This is a genomic window from Variovorax fucosicus (assembly GCF_030316825.1).
In the GTDB taxonomy this organism is placed as follows: domain Bacteria; phylum Pseudomonadota; class Gammaproteobacteria; order Burkholderiales; family Burkholderiaceae_C; genus Variovorax; species Variovorax fucosicus.
Genome location: NZ_JASZYU010000003.1, coordinates 253,750 through 273,690 on the forward strand (window position 1 = coordinate 253,750; position 19,941 = coordinate 273,690).

Sequence of the window (19,941 nt, forward strand, 5' to 3'; positions counted from 1 at the left end):
GGGGGCCATCGCGGCCCCAGCCGGGTTAATGGGCGAGTGCCTGGGTGTCCCAGATCCGCGCCCGGTACTGCGCGGGCGGCAGGCCGAACCAGCGCTTGCAGGCCCGGAAGAAGTTGCTGCTGTCGACGAAGCCGAGCATGTCCGCCACGTCGGTGAGCGTGTGGCGGTCTTCCGCCAGGTACTGCTGCGCCAGCTCGCGGCGAGTGCGGTCGAGCAGCGACTGGAACGACACAGACTCTTCCTGCAACCGCCGTTGCAGCGTGCGCTCCGCCAGCCCCAGACCGGCCGCCACGTCCTGCCGGCGCGGCTCGCCCAGTTGCAGACGGCGCGCGATCTCGGCGCACACCAGGCTGCTGGTGGTGGTCTGGCCCAGCAGCCCGAGCTGGTCGTCCAGCAGGTGCTCCTGCATCTCGCCGAGGGCGGGGTGGAAGGTGGGCAGCGGCATCGTCATGTCTGCGGTCGACAGCAGCAGTCGGTTGGCGACGGCGTTGAAGCGCACTTCGCAGCCGAAGGCCTCGCGGTGCAGCCGGTCGTTGGCCGGCGCGGGATGGACGAACTCCATCGCCAGCGGCTGGAGCTCGCGCCGCGTGAGCCACTGGCACTGCATGAGCACGGTCAGCAAGGCGTACTCGACGCGCTGGCGCGGTATCGGCAGGCTGCCGCCGGTGTGCTCCATCACCATCCAGCAGCCGCGCGCCTCGGGCTGCAGCGAGAAGGCGGTCGCATCCGAGATCACCGCCATGTAGCGCGCCAGCCGTGCGAGCGCGGCACCCAGGTCGGGGCTGCAGGCCATGGCGTGGCCAACCGTGCCCAGCTTGCTGTGCGTGGCGGCCAGGTCGCGGTGCAGGCCCAACGTGGGCTTGCCGCCGCGCGCCACCGCGAGCTGCCAGAGCACGGAGATCTCATCCACCGGCACGCGCGTGTTCTGCCGATGCAGCGAGTCGGGGTCGAAGCCCGCATCGCGCAGCAGCGAGGGCACGTCGAGCCCCTCGGCCTCGAACATCGAGAGCACGCCTTCGAGCCAGGCTGCGGAGCTGGTCCGCAGTTCCGGCTGCTGCGCGCAGCCCGGCCGACGTTGCGACCGGCGCTGGTGATGCGACATGGAGGTTCCTGAAGTCATTGAATTGGCGCGCTTGCGATAGCGGGGGAAACGGCGTGCGTTCCTAGAATTTTTGCGGGCTCGGCGGGCCGGAGTATGGCCACCGGACACCGATGCAGGAATTCCGATTAACCCGGTGTGGAGACAAAGAATGAATACAGCAGAGACAACGGAAAACCAGGGCGCGGTACGGCAGGCAAAGGTAAAGGCAAAGGCAACGGTGGCCAGGGCCATGGCGGCAGCGGCCTGCATGGCCCTCGCGGCCTGCGGCGGCGGCTCATCGGGCTCGGGCTTCCTTCTCCCGCCGGTCGCGCCGCCCGCGGCAGAGCCGCCGGCGCCAGCCACGGTCGTCGACGGCCCCATGGTGCGCCAGATCACGGTCGGCAAGATCGAAGGCGTGGATGACAGCGCCAGGTCGGGCACCTGGTTCTGGAAGGGCGTTCCGTTCGCGCAGCCGCCGGTCGGTGCGCTGCGCTGGCGCGCGCCGGCGGAACCCACCGCCTGGAGCGGCATCCGCCCGGCCGTGAAGTTCGGCAATGCCTGCCTGCAGATCGGCCGCCTGTTCGGACCCGGCGCCAACAACACCTACGACGCCACCATCGGCGCCATGCTGGGCAAGCCGGTCGGCAGCGAGAACTGCCTGTTCGTCAACATCTGGCGCCCGGCCACGACCGACAAGAACCTGCCGGTGCTGCTGTTCGTGCACGGCGGCAGCAACATTTCGGGCTACACGGCCGACCCGCTGTACGACGGCGCCACGCTGGCCAAGGCAGCCAACGCGGTGGTCATCACCGCCAGCTACCGGCTGGGCATCCTGGGCTTCCTGAACATCCCGCAACTGCGGCCGGGCGGCAGCGCGGGCGACGACTCGGGCAACTTCGCGCTGCTCGACAACATGGCGGCGCTGCGCTTCATCAAGAACAACGTCGCCAACTTCGGCGGCGACCCGGGCAACGTCACGCTGTCGGGCGAGTCGGCCGGCGCGACCAACCTGCTGGCGGTCATGACCTCGCCGATGGCCAAGGGCCTGTTCCACAAGGCCTTCGAGATGAGCGGGGGCATCTCGCTCGCGAGCAACCTGCCACCGGGTTCACTCCCCACGCTTTCTCCGGCATCGGTCTCGCTCGCGCAGGGCGCCGCCATCCTGGAGAAGCTGCTCGTGGCCGACGGAACCGCCGCCGATGCGGCCGCCGCCAAGATCTACATCGCCACCCGCACGCCGGCCCAGATTGCCGACTACCTGCGTGCCCAGGATGGCAGCGCGCTGCTGACCACGGTGGTCGCCGCCGGGCTGGGCAGCGTCGCGCCCATTCCCGACGGCACGGTGCTCCCGACCGACCCGATCGGCGCCGTTGCGGCCGACCAGTACGTCAAGGTGCCCATGCTCGCGGGCAACACGCGCGACGAGGGCAAGCTCTTCGCATCGCTGCTGGGTTCGATCGGTTTTCCGAAGCCGGGCTGGATCGTCGCCGACGCCCAGCGCTTCTCGATGATGTTCAACTTCGACCCGGATGCCGCCCCTGCGCTCACGGTGGCCGACATCATCGACCCGTTCTACCTTCCGGTAGACAAGCCGGGCACCGGTTACAACGCGGCCACGGCGTTCATCACGAAGGGCCTCTTCGAGGCCAACCGCGACAACCTGCTCAACACGATGAAGACGCGCCAGTCGAACATCTGGCACTACCGCCTCGACTGGGCGCAGGAGCCCTCGCCGTGGAACGATGTCTACGGTGCCTCGCACGCCTTCGATCTGCCTTTTGTGTTCGGCAACTTCGGCGGCTCGCTGCTCAGCAACGTGATGGGCGGCAAGGTCAACCAGTCGGGGCGAATCGCCCTGTCCAACGCCGTCATGGCGAGCATCGGCGCCTTCATGCGCAAGGGCGATCCGAACACGCCCGAACTTGGTGCAACCTGGGCACCGTGGCCCTCGCAGATGCTGCTCGATGCAACGCCCTCGGCAGCCAGGATCACACCGGTGAACGTGCCTTGAAGAGCCGCGTCGTTCCATCGTGCAGTGCGGGTTTGTGTCATTGTGCAAGTGGCCGAAGCTTGCGTGAATCTGTTGTTCGCAAGCTTTCATGAAGTCATTTTCTTTAGGAGTCCGTAGATGCTGGGTTTGATGCAAGACCAACCGCTTTTGATCTCGTCGCTGATCGAGTTCGTCGAGCGCCACAACGGCGATGGCGAGATCGTTTCGCGCCGGGTCGAAGGCGACATTCACCGCACCACGTGGGGTGGAATCGCATCGCGTGCCCGGCAGGTGGCCAATGCGCTGGACGGCGAGCAGTTGCTCTTCAGCGACCGAATCGCCACGCTGGCCTGGAACGGCTATCGCCACCTGGAGCTGTACTACGGCGTGAGCGGCAGCGGCCGCGTGCTGCACACCATCAATCCGCGGCTGCACCCTGACCAGATCGCCTGGATCGCCAACCATGCCGAAGACCAGATCCTGTGCTTCGACCTCACTTTCCTGCCGCTGGTGCAGGCGGTGCATGCCAAGTGCCCCATGATCCGAAAATGGATTGCACTGTGTGATGCCGACAAGCTGCCGGTCGACAGCGGCATTCCCAATCTCGTGAGCTACGAGAGCTGGATGGGCAAGCAGTCCGCCGACTACGACTGGCCCACCTTCGACGAGAACTCGGCCTCGAGCATGTGCTACACGAGCGGTACCACGGGCAACCCGAAGGCCGCGCTCTACAGCCACCGCTCGACCATGCTGCACGCCTACGCGGCGGCCTTGCCCGACGTCATGCGCCTGTCGGCGCGCGACTCGGTGCTGCCGGTGGTGCCCATGTTCCACGTCAACGCCTGGGGCATTCCGTACTCGGCCGCACTCGTGGGTTGCAAGCTCGTGTTCCCCGGCCCGGCGCTTGACGGCAAGTCGGTGTTCGAGCTGATCGAATCCGAAGGCGTGACCTTCGCCGCCGGCGTGCCCACCGTGTGGCAGATGATGCTCGGCCACATGCAGGCTGGCGGCCTGAAGTTCAGCAAGCTCAACCGCACCGTCATCGGCGGCTCGGCCTGCCCGCCGGCCATGATCACTGCGTTCCAGCAGAAATTCAACGTTGAGGTGCTGCATGCCTGGGGCATGACCGAGATGAGCCCGCTGGGCACGCTGTGCACACTCAAGAACAAGCACCTGTCGCTGCCGCCCGATGCGCAACTGCAGATCCGCATGAAGCAGGGCCGCGCGATCTTCGGCGTCGACCTCAAGATCGTCGACGGCGACGGTAAGGAGCTGCCCTGGGACGGCAAGGCCTACGGCGACCTGCTGGTCAAGGGGCCGTGGATCGTCAAGGAATACTTCAAGGGCGAGGGCGGCGACCCGCTCATTCCCGACGAACAGGGCCGCGGCTGGTTCCCCACCGGCGACGTCGCCACCATCGATGCCGAGGGCTACCTGCAGATCACCGACCGCAGCAAGGACGTGATCAAGTCCGGCGGCGAATGGATCAGCTCGATCGAGATCGAGAACATCGCGGTCGCGCATCCGGCCGTCGCCCTGGCGGCTTGCGTCGGCGTGTTCCATCCCAAATGGGACGAGCGCCCGATCGTGGTGGTGGCGAAAAAGCCGGGCGGCGAAGTCACGCGCGAAGAACTGCTGCAGTTCTACGAAGGCAAGACCGCCAAGTGGCAGATCCCGGACGACGTGGTCTTCGTCGAAGCCATTCCGCTCGGCGCCACAGGCAAGATCCTGAAGACCAAGCTGCGCGAGCAGCTCAAGGGCTACAAGTTGCCCGGCCTCTGAAACGCCCTACCGACCGGTAGCATCGTCTGTCGCATGGGTGATAGAAACGACTTCGGTGCTGCCTTTCTTACGGGCATTCCCTGAGGGGGGGTCTAGTAAAGACTTGTACTCTCACCTCGCGTTCGAATACTGATGATCAGGAGACCGATTCCCATGAAATTCACACTCAAATTTGTAGCCGCCGGCGTCATGATGGCCGCCGCTGCGGGTGCCCTCGCCCAGAAGGGCGAAACCGTCAAGATCGCCATGATCGAGGGGCTTTCGGGTCCGTTCGCCAATGTGGGGCAGAACCAGCTCAAGAGCTGGCAACTGATGGCCCAGGAACTGAGCGGCGCGAAGAATCCGGCCGGAGTCAAGTTCGAGATCGTCGGGATGGACAGCAAGAGCTCGCCGCAGGAAGCGCTGAATCTGCTGAAAGCCGCCAGCGACCAGGGCTTTCGCTACGTCACGCAGGGCAACGGATCCAATGTGGCCGTTCCGCTGGCCGATGCCGTCGCCAAACACAACGAGCGCAACCCGGGCAAGGAAATCGTCTACCTGAACTACGCCGCGGTCGATCCGGTGCTCACGAACGAGAAATGCAGCTTCGCGCACTTCCGCCTCGATGCCGACACCTCGATGAAGATGGCAGCGCTGACGGCGTTCATGAAGGACCAGCCCAAGATCTCGAAGATCTACCTGATCAACCAGAACTATTCGCACGGGCAGCAGGTCTCCAAGTTCTTCAAGGAAGGCCTGACACGCAACCGGCCGGATGCCAAGATCGTGGGCGACGACCTGCATCCGCTGGGGCAGGTCAAGGACTTCGCGCCCTACGTGGCCAAGATCAAGCAGTCGGGCGCCGACACCATCGTCACCGGCAACTGGGGTCAGGACATGACCCTGCTGATCAAGGCGCTGAACGATTCGGGCCTGAAGATTCCGATCTACGCGTACTACGCCGGCGTTTCCGGCACCCCGACGGCGCTGGCCGCGGGTGGCGAGCTGGAGGTCTATCAGATCGCCTACAACCACTCCAACTACACCGGCGAAATGGGCCGGCTGATGGCAGATTTCAAGAAGAAGTTCAACGACGACTTCTACACGTTCTCGATCTACAACGGCGTCGTGGTTCTGGGCGAGGCGATGGCCAAGGCGAAGTCCACCGATCCGATGAAGGTCGCGGCTGCGATGGAAGGCCTGAAGTTCAAGGGATTCAACGGCGACAGCGAAATCCGCAAGTCCGATCACCAGTTGCAGCAGGGGCTCTGGATCTCGAAGTGGCAGAAGGTCGACGCCAAGAACAAATACAGCGTCGAGAACACCGGCTATACCTTTGCACCGGTGAAATACCTCGAGCCCTACATCGCGAGCACGCCCACCAGCTGCGACATGAAGCGCCCGTTCTGAGGCGCACCACAACACAGCAGGCCGGCGAGTGACGGGAGTCGCTCACCGGCTTTTTTGTACACCGGCTTTTGCGAGCGCCAACAACGAACAAATACCGTGGAATTCTTTGTCATCTCCTTGCTGAACGGGCTCAGCTACGGGCTGTTGTTGTTCATGCTGAGTTCGGGCCTGACCCTGATCTTCAGCATGATGGGCGTGCTCAATTTCGCGCACACCAGCTTCTACATGCTCGGCGCCTATTTCGCGTACACGATCTCCGGCGTGCTGGGTTTCTGGCCGGCATTGGTGATCGCGCCCCTGGTGGTCTTCGTGCTCGGCGCGCTGTTCGAACGCTACAGCCTGCGACGCGTTCACAAGTTCGGACATGTGCCCGAACTGCTCGTCACCTTCGGCCTGTCCTATCTGATCCTGGAGCTCGTGCAGTTGATCTGGGGGCGGGCAACGGTTCCGTACGGCCTGCCGGAGCAACTGCAGGGTCCGCTGTTCTCGCTGTACGGCACGCAGTTCCCCAAGTCGCGCTCGTTCATCATGCTGCTCGCCATGCTGATGCTGCTGTCGGTCTGGCTGCTGCTGACGCGCACCCGTATCGGGCTGGTGATACAGGCTGCGCTGACTCATCCCGAAACGGTGGAGGCACTGGGCCACAACGTGCCGCGTATCTTCATGCTGGTGTTTGGCGGCGGCGCTGCGCTCGCCGCGCTGGCCGGCGTGATCGGCGGCAACACCTATGTGACCGAGCCGGCCATGGCGGGCGCGGTGGGATCCATCGTGTTCGTGGTCGTGGTGGTCGGTGGCATGGGTTCGCTCGCGGGTGCTTTCCTGGCGTCGCTGCTCATCGGCGTGCTGCAGACCTTCGCCGTGGCGATCGACCAGTCGATGGCGTCGGGCCTCCAGGCGATCGGCATCCCCGTGACCGACAAGACCTTTGGCTACGAACTGCTGCAGCTCAGCGTCGCACAGGTGGCGCCGATCCTGCCGTACCTGCTGCTGGTGCTGATCCTCATATTCCGGCCCAAGGGTCTCCTCGGCAAGCGGGAAGGTTGAGATGACCTCTACCAACTACTACCGTTTCAAGCCCTGGAACATCGGGCGCGTGCTGATCTGGACCTTGTTCGCGCTGATGCTGATCGTCTCGCCGCTGATCTTTCGCAGCAGCCTGGCGCTCACCATGCTGTCGCAGATGGGTTACCTGACCATCATCTGCCTGAGCTACAACATCCTGTTGGGGCAGGGCGGCATGCTGAGCTTCGGGCACGCCGTCTACACCGGGCTGGGCGCGTTCGTTGCCGTCCACGCGATGAACCTGGCCGCCGCCAAGGGGGGCGTTCCGATTCCGCTGGTGGCGATACCGCTGGTGGGCGGCCTTGCAGGCTTGCTGTTCGCGATCCTGCTGGGTTATGTCACGACCAAGAAGTCCGGCACGACCTTCGCCATGATCACGCTGGGCATCGGCGAGCTGGTGGCCGCCATGTCGCTGATGTTTCCGGGGTTCTTCGGCGGCGAGGGCGGCGTGACGACCAACCGCACTTACGGTTCGTTCTTCGGATGGACATTCGGGCCGCAGATCCAGGTGTACTACCTGATCGCCGCCTACTGCTTCATCTGCACCGCGCTGATGTTCGCGTTCACCGGCACGCCCCTGGGGCGCATGCTCAATGCGGTGCGCGACAACCCCGAGCGGGTGGAGTTCATCGGCTACGACACGCAGCGGGTGCGCTACCTCGGCTTCATCATCGCGGGCTTTTTCGCGGGCATCGGGGGGGCGCTGGCTTCCATCAACTTCGAGATCGTCAACGCGTCCGACAGCTTGAGCGGCCTGCGTTCCGGTGGCTACCTGCTGTTCACCTTCCTCGGCGGCGCCACCTTTTTCTTCGGCCCCATCATCGGCGCCGTGCTGCTGGTGCTGGCGTCGGTGCTGTTGTCGGAAATGACCAAGGCCTGGCTGCTCTACCTGGGGCTGGTGTTCCTGTTCATGGTGATGTACGCGCCGGGCGGCGTGGCCAGCCTGATCATGATGAACCTGCGGGTTGCCCGGTTCGGCAAGTTCAACCGCCTTTGGGGCCTCTATGGCGGGCTGCTCCTGACCGGTGCGGTCATGGTCGTTGCCGCCGCCGCCATCGTCGAAATGGTCTATCACATGCAGCTCAATGCGGCCCTCGGTGACACCGTCAACTTCATGGGCGTCGAGCTCGACACGACCCGTGCCACCAGCTGGATCGGCGTCGCCGCGCTGCTGGCCATCGGCGTGGCGCTGGTCGAAGTGGTTCGCCGGCGCTTCGCGCGGGTCTGGGGGCAGGCGCAGGAAGAAATAGAAGCCGAGATCAAACGGCGGGAGACGGCTTGATGCCTTACGCACTGGAATTGAAGGCTCTGCGCAAGAGCTTCGGCAAGACCGACATCATCCGCGGCGTCGACCTCGCCGTGAGCGCGGGCGAGCGCATCGCGGTGATCGGCCCCAACGGCGCCGGCAAATCGACGCTGTTCAACCTGATCAGCGGCCGGCTCATGCCGAGCAGCGGCGAGGTGCTGCTGAACGGCCAGCGCATCGACGGCAAGCAGCCCTACGAGATCAACCGGCTGGGCCTGTCGCGCAGCTTCCAGATCACCAACATCTTTCCCAAGCTCAGCGTGTTCGAGAACCTGCGCTGCGGCGTGCTGTGGAGCCTGGGCTACAAGTACACCTTCCTGCGCTTTCTCTCCAACCTCGACGATGCCAACGAGCGCACCGAAGAACTGGTGCGCCAGGTCGGCCTCGAGAAGAAGCGCGATGTGCACGCGGTCAACCTGACCTATGCCGAGCAGCGCGCGCTCGAGATCGGCGTGACCATCGCCGGCGGCGCCGGCGTGATCCTGCTCGACGAGCCGACGGCCGGCATGAGCAAGACGGAAACCTCGCATTTCATCGCGCTGATCAAGCAGGTGACCATCGGCAAGACGCTGCTCACGGTCGAGCACGACATGGGCGTCGTGTTCGGGCTGGCCGACAAGATCGCCGTGGTGGTTTATGGCGAGGTTATCGCCTTCGACACGCCCGATGCGGTGCGTGCCAACGCCAAGGTGCAGGAGGCCTATCTGGGCTCCTCGGTGGCAGATGCGCAGGCGGGGCACTGATATGTTGAAACTTCAGGACATTCACGGCTACTACGGCAAGAGCCATGTGCTGCACGGCGTTTCGTTCGAGGTCGGGCAGGGCGAGATCGTCGCGCTGCTGGGACGCAACGGCTCCGGCCGGTCGACCACGGCCAAGGCCATCATGGGCCTGGTGCATGCCGAAGGGCAGATCCACTGGAAAGGCCAGGACATCCTGCGCAAGAAGGCCTACGAGATCGCGCACCTGGGCATCGGCTACGTGCCCGAGAACCGCGACATCTTTCCCAAGCTCACGGTGTCGCAGAACCTGCTGCTGGGCCAAAAGGGCGCCGGCAAGGGCAGCCGCTGGACCTTCAAGGACATGTACGAGATGTTCCCGCGGCTCAAGGAGCGCGAGCACACCGAGGCCGGCGTGCTTTCGGGCGGCGAGCAGCAGATGCTCACCCTGTGCCGCACCCTGATGGGCGACCCTGACCTGATCATCATCGACGAGCCGACCGAAGGCCTGGCGCCCAAGATCGTCGAACTGGTCGGCCAGTACCTGCAAACGCTCAAGGCCAAGGGCATCTCGGTGCTGCTGATCGAGCAGAAGCTCACCATCGCCATGCACATCTCCGACCGTGCGCTGGTGATGGGGCACGGCAGCATCGTGTTCGACGGCACACCCGACAGCCTTCGGGCCGATGCGGCCACCCGCAAAGAGTGGCTCGAAGTCTGACGGCTTCGGTCGTTGTCCCGGCAGCGACTGGGGCGTTTTGCGCGGTCATGCAAAACGCCTAGAATTTCACAAAAAAGAACACTCGTGCTTTTTGGAGGCAACCGGGGGTGCGCAATGCGCCGCCGGTGTCCTGCGCTCTCTCATCGGCTCTTTCATTTTTCAATTCCCTACTTAAGGAACGCAGCATGACGGCTGAATACAAAGTGCTCGGCGATGTCGCCGTGATCACCATGACCAATCCCCCGGTCAACGGTCTCGGCCACTCGACCCGCATCGGCATCACCGACGGCCTGGCCAAGGCCAACAGCGACGCAGCCGTCAAGTCGATCGTTCTCACCGGCGCCGGCAAGGCGTTCTCGGGCGGCGCCGACATCAAGGAATTCGGCACGCCCAAGGCGCTGCAGGATCCCAATCTGCTGAGCGTGATCCTGGCGCTCGAAGCCTCGCCCAAGCCGATCGTGGCGGCGATCCATTCGGTCTGCATGGGCGGCGGGCTCGAGCTGGCCATGGGCTGCCACTATCGCGTGGTCTCGCCCGGCACCAGCGTCGCGCTGCCCGAAGTCAAGCTGGGCCTGCTGCCTGGCGCCGGCGGCACGCAGCGTCTGCCGCGCGTGCTGGGCGTCGAGACCGCGCTGAACATGATCGTCAGCGGCGAGGCCGTCAAGAGCGAACTGCTGGCTTCGGCCCCGGGGCAAAAGCTGTTCGACAAACTGGCCGCCTCGCCCGAGTCGGTGTTCGACGAAGCGGTCGAATTCGCCAAGTCGGTGGCGGCGAAGGGCGGCGAATTGCCGCTGGTGCGCAATCTGCCGTGCAAGCACCCGCAGGGCGATGCCTACTTCCAGTTCGCCAAGAACATGGTCGGCGGCATGTCGAAGAACTACCCGGCACCGCTCAAGTGCGTCGATGCCGTGCAGGCCGCCACCAAGATGAAGTTCGACGAAGGCATGGCCGAGGAGCGCCGCCTGTTCACCGCGCTGATGTTCACACCCGAATCGCTGTCGCTGCGCCATCTGTTCATGGCCGAACGTGCGGCCAGCAAGATCCCCGACGTGGCGGACGACACGCCGCAGCGCGCCGTCAAGTCGGTCGGCGTGATCGGCGCCGGCACCATGGGCGGCGGCATTTCGATGAATTTCCTGAACGCCGGTATCCCGGTCAAGATCCTCGAGATGAAGCAGGAGGCGCTCGACCGCGGCGTCGCCACGATCAAGAAGAACTACGAAGCCCAGGTCAAGAAGGGCAAGCTCAAGCAGGACAAGTACGACCAGCGCATGGCCTTGCTGACCACCACACTGAGCTACGACGACCTGAAGGACTGCGACCTGATCATCGAAGCCGTGTTCGAAGAGCTCGGCGTCAAGGAAGCGGTGTTCAAGGAGCTGGATCGCGTGGCCAAGCCCGGCGCCATCCTGGCCTCCAACACCTCGACGCTCGACGTCGACAAGATCGCCGCCTTCACCAAGCGTCCGCAGGACGTGGTCGGCATGCACTTCTTCAGCCCGGCCAACGTGATGAAGCTGCTCGAAGTGGTGCGCGGCAAGGCAACTGCCAAGGACGTGCTGGCCACGGTGATGGCGATTGGCAAGAAGATCAAGAAGACCTCGGTGGTCTCGGGCGTGTGCGACGGCTTCATCGGCAACCGCATGATCGAGCAGTACAGCCGCCAGGCCGGCTTCCTGCTGGACGAAGGCGCCACGCCGCAGCAGGTCGACAAGGCCGTCGAGAAGTTCGGCTTCGCCATGGGCCCGTTCCGCATGGGCGACCTGGCCGGCAACGACATCGGCTGGGCCATCCGCAAGCGTCGCGCCACCGAGCGCGCCGACATGAAGTACAGCCGCACGGCCGACAAGCTCTGCGAACTGGGGCGCTTCGGCCAGAAGACCGGCGCCGGCTGGTACGACTACCAGGCTGGCAAGCGCGATGCGATCCCGAGCCAGGTCGTGCTCGACCTGATCGAGAAGCACCGCAAGGACGAAGGCATCACGCCGCGCAAGATCAGCGACGAAGAGATCGTGCAGCGCCTGGTGTACGCGCTGGTCAATGAAGGCGCGCACATCCTCGAAGACGGCATCGCCAGCAAGTCGGGTGACATCGACATGGTGTACCTGACCGGCTACGGCTTTCCGATCTTCCGCGGCGGCCCGATGCACTACGCCAGCCAGGTTGGCCTCTACAACGTGTCCGAGTCGATGAAGCGCTTTGCGAAGAACCCGCACGACGACGCGAGCTTCTGGCAGCCGGCACCGCTGATCCAGAAGCTGGTGGCCGAAGGCAAGAACTTCAGCTGAAGCCGAGACAGGCCGCAACCGTGATCAAACGCGTTTTTCTCGCGCTGCTGCTGGTGCTTGTGGCACTGGCGGCTGCGGTTGCGGTCAACACGCTGCGCACGCCGTCGCGCCAGGTCGCGGTGGCGCCCGCGCCCCGTCTCGCCATCGATGCGCAGGCCGCCGCCAAACGGCTGGCCGGCGCGATCCCGATGCGCACGGTGTCGAGCTTCGACGATGCCAAGGGCAACGACGCCGAGTTCGACAAGCTGCACGCCTACCTCGCGCAGCAGTTCCCCAAGGTGCATGCCACGCTCAAGAAGGAAGTGGTCGGCCAGAAGGCGCTGCTCTACACCTGGCCGGGCACCGACCCGGCGGCCAAACCGATCGCGCTCATGGCGCACCAGGACATGGTGCCGATCGCGCCGGGCACCGAGAAGGCCTGGACGGTCGACCCCTTTGCCGGCGAGATCAGGGACGGCTACATCTGGGGCCGCGGCACGCTCGACAACAAGAGCAACCTGTTCGCCCAGATGGAAGCCGTCGAGCTGCTGATCGGCAGCGGCTTCCAGCCAAAACAGACCGTCTACCTCGTGATGGGCGACGACGAGGAGGTCGGTGGCCTGCGCGGCGCGCGCCCCATTGCCGAACTGCTGAAGTCGCGCGGCGTCGAGCTCGACTGGGTGCTCGACGAAGGCCTGCTGGTGCTCGACGGCGTGCTGCCGGGCCTTGGCAAGCCGGCTGCACTGATCGGCCTGGCCGAGAAGGGCTACGCGACGTTCTTCCTCTCGTTCGACACTGCGCCCGGCCATTCCTCGATGCCGCCGCAACACAGCGCGATCGGCAGCATGAGCGCCGCGCTGGCCCGGCTCGAGGCCAACCAGATGCCGGGCGCCATCCAGGGCGTTGCGGGCGAGATGTTCGGCACGCTGGCACCCGAGATGGGCGGCATCAACCGCGTGATGCTGTCCAACCTCTGGCTCACCGGCCCACTGGTGGCGGGTCAGCTCGCGAAGAGCCCGAGCAGCAACGCGATGCTGCGCACCACCACCGCGTTGACCATCGTGCGCGCCGGCAACAAGGACAACGTGCTGCCGGGCCGGGCCGAGGCGGCCGTCAATTTCCGCGTGCTGCCGGGCGACACGCTGGCCAGCGTCGAAGCGCATCTGCGCAAGTCGTTGGGCAACGACGCGATCCAGGTCAAGGCCTACCCCGGCAACTCCGAGCCCTCGCCGGTGTCGTCGATCGACAGCACCGGCTACCGCGCAGTGCAGCAGGCGGTGCGCCAGGTGTTCCCCGACGCCGTGGTCGCGCCGGGCCTGATGACCGCGGCCACCGATTCGCGCCACTTCAGCCTGGTGAGCAGGGCGGTGTTCCGCTTCTCGCCGATCCGCGTGAAGAGCGAGGATCTGCCGCGCTTTCATGGCAACAACGAGCGCGTGTCGATCGCCAATTACGCCGAGATGATCGGCTTCTATCACCAGCTGCTGCGCAACACGGCGCAGCCGGACTGACCCTTCCTTCTTTTCCTCTTTCTCAAAGGACATCACCATGACCAGCGCCGTCATCGTCTCCACCGCCCGCACCCCGCTCGCCAAGAGCTGGAAAGGCGCTTTCAACATGACGCACGGCGCCACGCTCGGCGGCCATGCTGTGCAGCATGCCGTGCAGCGGGCCGGCATCGACCCGGCATCGGTCGACGACGTGATCATGGGTTGCGCCACGCCCGAAGGCGCCACCGGTTCGAACATCGCGCGCCAGATCGCACTGCGCGCCGGCCTGCCGGTGACGACCTCGGGCATGACCATCAACCGCTTCTGCTCGTCGGGCCTGCAGACCATCGCCACCGCAGCCCAGCGCATCATCGCGGGCGAGGGCGACGTGTATGTGGCCGGCGGCGTCGAGAGCATTTCGTGCGTGCAGAACGAAGCCAACAAGCACATGCTGGCCGACCCCTGGCTGGTGAAGCACAAGCCCGAGATCTACTGGAACATGCTGCAGACGGCAGAACAGGTTGCCAAGCGCTACAACATCGGCCGCGACGCCATGGACGAGTACGGCGCCGCCAGCCAGCAGAAGGCCACCGCCGCGCTCGAAGCCGGCCGCTTCAAGGACGAGATCGCACCGATCACCGTGCTGGCCGGCGTGGCCGACCCGGTGATGGGCCTGCGCACCAAGGAAGTGACGATCGAGAACGACGAGGGCATCCGCGCCGGCACCACCAAGGAAGGCATCAGCGGCATCCGCTCGGCCATGCCCGGCGGTCTGATCTCGGCCGGCAATGCCAGCCAGTTCTCGGACGGTGGCGGCGCCTGCGTGCTGGTCGACGAGAAGTACGCGCAGCAAAAGGGCCTGAACCCAATCGGCCGCTTCCTCGGCTTTGCGGTGGCCGGCTGCGAGCCCGACGAAATGGGCATCGGCCCGGTCTTCGCCATTCCCAAGGTGCTCAAGCGCCTGGGCCTCACGGTCAACGACATCGACCTGTGGGAACTCAACGAAGCCTTCGCTGTGCAGGTGATCTATTGCCGCGACAAGCTCGGCATCCCGGCCGACCGCCTGAACGTGGACGGCGGCGCCATCGCCGTGGGCCACCCCTACGGCGTGAGCGGCCAGCGCCTGACCGGCCATGCGCTCATCGAAGGCAAGCGCCGCGGCGCGAAGAAGGTGCTGGTCACGATGTGCATCGGCGGCGGCATGGGTGCCGCGGGCGTGTTCGAAGTTCTTTGACTCTCCCCCAGGCTGCGGCGCACTGCGTGTCGCCTCCGCCAACCCCCTTCCGGGGGCAACGCCAGCAGCCCGGCGAAGCCGGTTCTGCGGCGTTCCACGAATTTTTGCCGGCTGCCGGCGTTGTGATCGAGACCGACCATGAGCTTGCGTTCCACCCTCGACTTCCTGCTTTACGACTGGCTCGATGCCGCGTCGCTGAGCCAGCGTGAACGCTTTTCGGACCATTCGCGCGAAACCTTCGACGCGGTGCTCGACACCTGCGAGCGCATCGCGCGCGAAAAGTATGCGCCGGCCAATCGCATCGTCGATACGCAGGAGCCACACTTCGACGGCGAGAAGGTGATCCTGCCGCAGGCCACGCACGACGCGCACAAGGCTTTCGTCGAGTCCGGCATGCTGAGCGCCGCGCAGGACTACGACATCGGCGGCATGCAGTTGCCCTACACGCTGCAGGCAGCGGCCAACAGCTTCTTCGCGATGGCGTCGGTCAGCATCGGGTCGGGCATGCTGACGAGCGGCAATGCCAACCTGCTGATGGTGCACGGCACCGGGACGCAGAAAGAGGTGTTCGCCAAGAACGAATTTTCGGGCCGCTGGGCCGGCACCATGTGCCTGTCGGAGCCGCAGGCCGGCTCGTCGCTGAGCGACGTGGCCACGCGCGCCGTGCCCGATGATGCCGACTACCAGGACGACCCGCTCGGCCCGCGCTATCGCCTGACCGGCAACAAGATGTGGATCTCGTCGGGCGACCATGAACTGACCGAGAACATCGTGCACATCGTGCTCGCCAAGATCCCCGACGCGAACGGCAAACTCGTGCCGGGCACGCGCGGCATCTCGCTGTTCATCGTGCCCAAGCGCATGGTGAACACCGAGGGCGAGCTCACCGGCGAGCGCAACGACGTGGCGCTCGCGGGCCTCAACCACAAGCTGGGCTGGCGCGGCACCACCAACACGCTGCTGAACTTCGGCGAGGGCAAGTACCCGGTCGACGGCAAGGCCGGGGCCGTGGGCTACCTGGTCGGCGCGCCCGGCAAGGGCCTGCACTGCATGTTCCACATGATGAACGAGGCCCGCATCGGCGTGGGCACGGCGGCGGCCATGCTCGGCATGGCGGGTTACTACGCCTCGCTCGACTACGCCAAATCGCGGCCGCAGGGCAGGGCGGTGCAGAAGGCCGATGCCGGCGGCGGCGTGGTCAAGGATTCGGCCAGCCCGCAGGTTCGCATCATCGAGCATGCCGACGTGCGCCGCATGCTGCTCGCGCAGAAGGCCTACTGCGAAGGCGCGCTGGCGCTGGAGCTGTATTGCGCGCGGCTGGTCGACGTCCAGAAAACCGGCAATGCCGAGGAAGCCGACGATGCCCGCCTGCTGCTCGAAGTGCTCACGCCCATCGCCAAGAGCTGGCCCAGCGAGTGGTGCCTGGAAGCGAACTCGCTCGCGATCCAGATCCACGGCGGCTACGGCTACACGCGCGATTTCCCGGTGGAGCAGTACTGGCGCGACAACCGCCTGAACATGATCCATGAAGGCACGCACGGCATCCAGGCCGCCGACCTGCTGGGCCGCAAGGTGCTGATGGAAAACGGCCGCGGCCTGAAGCTGCTGGCGGGCCGCATCACCGACACCATCGCGCGCGCCGCGCAGGTGCCCGAGCTGGCGCCGCATGCCCGGGCGCTGGGCGAAGCGCTGCAACGCCTGGGCAGCGCGACGCAGGCCGCCTGGTCGACCGGCGACCCGCAGGCCGCACTGGCCAATGCCGTGCCGTACATGCAGGCTTTCGGCCACACTGTGCTGGCCTGGATCTGGCTCGACGTGGCCGCGCGCGCGTTGGCGCTCGACGGCGCAAAATCCAACCCGTCCACCGCCGGAAGAACGGGCGCTGCAGCCTATTTCTTCCATTACGAACTGCCCAAGATCGGCGCCTGGCTCAACGTGGTGGAAAGCCGCGACGCGACCTGCACCGAACTGTCTGAGGAAGCGTTCTGATGAACGCCGGAAGCTACATGCCCCAACTGAATTCAAGCAAGCCACCCAAGCCCCACGCCCGGCTCGAAAACTGGATCTGGATCCTGATCTACGGCGGCCTGTTCCTCGTGATCCTCGGCCTCGCCAGCGGCCGCACCGACGCCACGATCGGCTGGCTGCTGGCGATCCCCGGCGCGGTGGCGGCCGCGGTCGGCATCGTGCTGATCTACGTGCGCTCGCGCCTGCCTTCATGACCACCCGCCGGCCGCGCCCGACGCCACTGCCGTCGCCCGCGGAGCGGCAGGCTTTCGGCCGCGGCCAGCGCAAGCGCTTCGAGCGCGAGCAACTCGCGCAGGCGCCCGTGCCGAACGCCGCGGGGCGCGACCCGCTCGGCTGGCTCAAGGCCTCGAACCGCGGCCGCGTGCCGGAGCTGGTGGCGGTGCGCCATGGCCGCATGCTGGCCAACCCGCTGGCCTTTTACCGGGGCGCCGCCAGCCTGATGGCGAACGACCTGGCAAGCCTGCCGCACAGCGGTGTCATGACACAGCTTTGCGGCGACGCCCATCTTGCGAACTTCGGTTTTTTCGCAAGCCCGGAACGCGCGCTGGTGTTCGACATCAACGACTTCGACGAAACGCTGCAAGGCCCCTTCGACTGGGATCTGCGCCGCCTGGCCACCTCGTTCGTGGTGGCGGCGCGCGAGCTCGGCTTCAAGCCGCGAGTCGGCCGCGATGCGGTCGACCGGCTGGTCGATGCCTACCGCGAGCGCATGCGCCGCTTCGCCCGCATGGACACGCTGGAAGCCTGGTACCTGCGCCTCACTTCGCAGACGCTGCTGAAGCTAGGGGCCGAAGACGAGGCCGAGCTGGCCGTCATCAAGAAGGCGCGCCACAGCACCGCGCGCGTGTTCGCGCAGGAGGCCACGGAGGTAGTCGACGGCCGCCTGATGATTCGCGACCAGCCGCCGTTCGTCTACCACGACGCGGCTGCCACGCAACGCGAGATCCGCCGTTTTCGCGCCGGGCTGCCGGCCTTTCTGGCGCAGTACCGCGCCAGCCTCCCGCCGGAACGGCAACGCCTGTTCGACCGCTACGAGCTGCACGACGTGGCCGTGCTCACTCCGGGCGTTGGTTCGGTCGGGCGGCGCTGCTTCTTGCTGCTGCTGGTGGCCGACCAGCGCCATCCGCTGTTCCTGCAATGCAAGGAGGCCGGCGCCTCGGTCCTCGAAGCGCACCTTGGCGCGTCGTCGGCCGGCTCGCCCGGCCAGCGCGTCGTGGAAGGCCAACGGCTGGCACAGGCCGCCAGCGACGTGTTCCTGGGCTGGGCCGACGTGCCGGGTGCCAGCGGTTTCTACGTGCGGCAGCTGCGCGACATGAAAGCCGCCTACAAGCTCGAGGATTTCACCCCGGCCGACCTGGTCGAGTTCGCCGAAGCCTGTGGCTACGGCCTGGCACGCGCACATGCCAAGGGCGGCGACGCCTGGGCCATCACCGGCTACCTCGGCCGCTCGAAACGCTTCAACACGGCGCTGGCCGGCTTTGCAGAGGCCTATGCCGATGTGAACCTGGCCGACTGGCAGCAGCTTGCTGCCGCCGTGACCGCGGGCCGCTTTGCCGCTTTCGTGACAGAGGACAAGGCCGCCTGACGGCCGTTCGATCCCATTCCTTTCTCAATCTTCGGAGACACCATGAACCCCCGCACCGTCCAGCAACTGTTCGACCTCACCGGCAAGACCGCGCTCATCACGGGCGGCTCGCGCGGCCTTGGCCTGCAGATGGCGCATGCGCTCGGCGAAGCCGGCGCAAAGATCATGCTGAGTTCGCGCAAGGCCGACGACCTGGAGCAGGCTGCGGCCGAGCTGCAGGCGGCCGGGATCGATGCCCGCTGGATCGCCGCCGACTGCTCGAAAGAAGAAGACACGCGCCGCCTGGCCGACGAGACGCTGGAGCGCATGGGCGCGGTCGACATCCTGGTCAACAACGCGGGCGCCAGCTGGGGCGCGCCGGCCGAGAGCCACCCGGTCGAGGCCTGGGACAAGGTGATGAACCTCAACGTGCGCGGCTACTTCATCCTGTCGCAGCAGATCGCCAACGCCTACATGATCCCGAAGAAGACCGGCCGCATCATCAACATCGCGTCGATCGCCGGCCTCAACGGCAACCCGCCCGAGATGAGCACGCTGGCCTACAACACCTCGAAAACGGCGGTGATCGGTTTCACCCGGACGCTCGCGGCCGAATGGGGCAAGTACAACATCAACGTCAACGCGATCTGCCCGGGCTTCTTCATGACCAAGATGGCGGCCACGCTGATCAAGTCGATCGGCGAGGAAAAGATGGCCAACGCCGCGCCGCTCAGGCGCCTGGGCGACGACGAAGACCTGAAGGGCCTGACGCTGCTGTACGCGAGCGATGCCGGCAAGCACATCACCGGCCAGTGGCTGGCGGTGGACGGTGGCGTAAGCGTGGTTCTGGGGGCTGCGTGAGCCTTTCATTCGGTGTCGCGATCCCGTTCGTCGACCACCTAGGCTTCACGCTCGAGCGCTTCGAGAATGGCGAGTCGGAGCTGCACTACACGGCGCGGCCCGAGCACCTCAACAGCTTCTTCGTCACGCACGGCGGCGCCTGCATGACGCTGATGGACGTGACCATGGCCACGGCGGCGCGCAGCGTGCAGCCGGATATGGGCGTGGTCACCATCGAGATGAAGTCCAGCTTCATGCAGCCGGCACGCGGCCCCCTGGTGGGCAAGGGCCGGCTGCTGCACCGCACTGCCACCATGGCCTTTACCGAAGCGAAGATCTACGACAGCGCCGGGCGCCTTTGCTCCCACAGCACCGGCACCTTCAAGTACGTCAAGCGCCTGCCGGTTGGCGGCACCGAAGTGCACGCCATGCAGCCGCTCTCCACCGACTGATTTTTCAAGAGACAAA

The 19,941-nt window shown here is 65.7% G+C and carries 16 protein-coding genes; 15 read left to right on the forward strand and 1 reads right to left on the reverse strand.

The features are described from left to right. Nucleotides 1-25 precede the first annotated feature (25 nt). Complete coding sequence (locus QTI05_RS18835) at nucleotides 26-1,102, reverse strand: AraC family transcriptional regulator (protein WP_286620212.1); 1,077 nt, start codon at nucleotides 1,100-1,102, stop codon at nucleotides 26-28. Between the two features lie 229 nt (nucleotides 1,103-1,331). On the opposite strand from QTI05_RS18835, the gene QTI05_RS18840 reads away from it, so the two are divergent. The 15 genes from QTI05_RS18840 (at nucleotide 1,332) to QTI05_RS18910 (ending at nucleotide 19,925) form a co-directional block, all read left to right on the forward strand. Further along, a complete protein-coding gene (locus QTI05_RS18840; RefSeq protein WP_353505965.1) occupies nucleotides 1,332-3,092 on the forward strand; it encodes a carboxylesterase/lipase family protein in 1,761 nt (586 codons plus the stop codon). Between the two features lie 117 nt (nucleotides 3,093-3,209). Then, the gene (locus tag QTI05_RS18845; RefSeq protein WP_286544040.1) at nucleotides 3,210-4,853 is read left to right on the forward strand and encodes a 3-(methylthio)propionyl-CoA ligase; all 1,644 of its coding nucleotides are present in this window, start codon (nucleotides 3,210-3,212) and stop codon (nucleotides 4,851-4,853) included. Between the two features lie 153 nt (nucleotides 4,854-5,006). Then, nucleotides 5,007-6,242 carry a branched-chain amino acid ABC transporter substrate-binding protein gene (locus QTI05_RS18850; protein ID WP_286620215.1) on the forward strand — a complete coding sequence of 412 codons (1,236 nt, stop codon included), beginning with the start codon at nucleotides 5,007-5,009 and terminating at the stop codon, nucleotides 6,240-6,242. A gap of 96 nt (nucleotides 6,243-6,338) precedes the next feature. Further along, nucleotides 6,339-7,286 (forward strand): branched-chain amino acid ABC transporter permease, encoded by a 948-nt coding sequence (locus QTI05_RS18855; protein WP_286544044.1) that lies wholly within the window; start codon nucleotides 6,339-6,341, stop codon nucleotides 7,284-7,286. A 1-nt stretch (nucleotide 7,287) separates the two neighbouring features. Beyond that, a complete protein-coding gene (locus QTI05_RS18860) occupies nucleotides 7,288-8,586 on the forward strand; it encodes a branched-chain amino acid ABC transporter permease (RefSeq protein WP_286544045.1) in 1,299 nt (432 codons plus the stop codon). Further along, entirely contained in the window at nucleotides 8,586-9,353 is a 768-nt protein-coding gene (locus QTI05_RS18865; protein ID WP_286544046.1) for an ABC transporter ATP-binding protein, read from the forward strand. Before QTI05_RS18860 ends, QTI05_RS18865 begins: the two co-directional genes overlap by 1 nt. Nucleotide 9,354: 1 nt before the next feature. Then, nucleotides 9,355-10,050 carry an ABC transporter ATP-binding protein gene (locus QTI05_RS18870; RefSeq protein WP_286544048.1) on the forward strand — a complete coding sequence of 232 codons (696 nt, stop codon included), beginning with the start codon at nucleotides 9,355-9,357 and terminating at the stop codon, nucleotides 10,048-10,050. A 185-nt stretch (nucleotides 10,051-10,235) separates the two neighbouring features. After that, nucleotides 10,236-12,338 (forward strand): 3-hydroxyacyl-CoA dehydrogenase NAD-binding domain-containing protein, encoded by a 2,103-nt coding sequence (locus tag QTI05_RS18875; protein WP_286544050.1) that lies wholly within the window; start codon nucleotides 10,236-10,238, stop codon nucleotides 12,336-12,338. Nucleotides 12,339-12,358: 20 nt separating this feature from the next. After that, nucleotides 12,359-13,828, forward strand: a complete 1,470-nt coding sequence (locus QTI05_RS18880) for a M20 family peptidase (RefSeq protein WP_286620217.1) — start codon at nucleotides 12,359-12,361, stop codon at nucleotides 13,826-13,828. Between the two features lie 37 nt (nucleotides 13,829-13,865). Next, on the forward strand, nucleotides 13,866-15,041 hold the full coding sequence (locus tag QTI05_RS18885) for an acetyl-CoA C-acyltransferase (RefSeq protein WP_286620218.1): 1,176 nt from the start codon (nucleotides 13,866-13,868) through the stop codon (nucleotides 15,039-15,041). Between the two features lie 138 nt (nucleotides 15,042-15,179). Next, the gene (locus tag QTI05_RS18890) at nucleotides 15,180-17,030 is read left to right on the forward strand and encodes an acyl-CoA dehydrogenase (protein WP_286620220.1); all 1,851 of its coding nucleotides are present in this window, start codon (nucleotides 15,180-15,182) and stop codon (nucleotides 17,028-17,030) included. Further along, a complete protein-coding gene (locus QTI05_RS18895; protein WP_286544061.1) occupies nucleotides 17,030-17,263 on the forward strand; it encodes a hypothetical protein in 234 nt (77 codons plus the stop codon). Before QTI05_RS18890 ends, QTI05_RS18895 begins: the two co-directional genes overlap by 1 nt. After that, on the forward strand, nucleotides 17,260-18,654 hold the full coding sequence (locus tag QTI05_RS18900; RefSeq protein WP_286620221.1) for a DUF2252 domain-containing protein: 1,395 nt from the start codon (nucleotides 17,260-17,262) through the stop codon (nucleotides 18,652-18,654). The genes QTI05_RS18895 and QTI05_RS18900 overlap by 4 nt, the downstream gene beginning before the upstream one ends. A 42-nt stretch (nucleotides 18,655-18,696) precedes the next feature. Continuing rightward, nucleotides 18,697-19,494: an SDR family oxidoreductase gene (locus QTI05_RS18905; protein WP_286620222.1), complete on the forward strand. Its 798-nt coding sequence runs from the start codon at nucleotides 18,697-18,699 to the stop codon at nucleotides 19,492-19,494. Then, on the forward strand, nucleotides 19,491-19,925 hold the full coding sequence (locus QTI05_RS18910) for a PaaI family thioesterase (protein ID WP_286620224.1): 435 nt from the start codon (nucleotides 19,491-19,493) through the stop codon (nucleotides 19,923-19,925). The genes QTI05_RS18905 and QTI05_RS18910 overlap by 4 nt, the downstream gene beginning before the upstream one ends. Nucleotides 19,926-19,941: the final 16 nt, after the last annotated feature.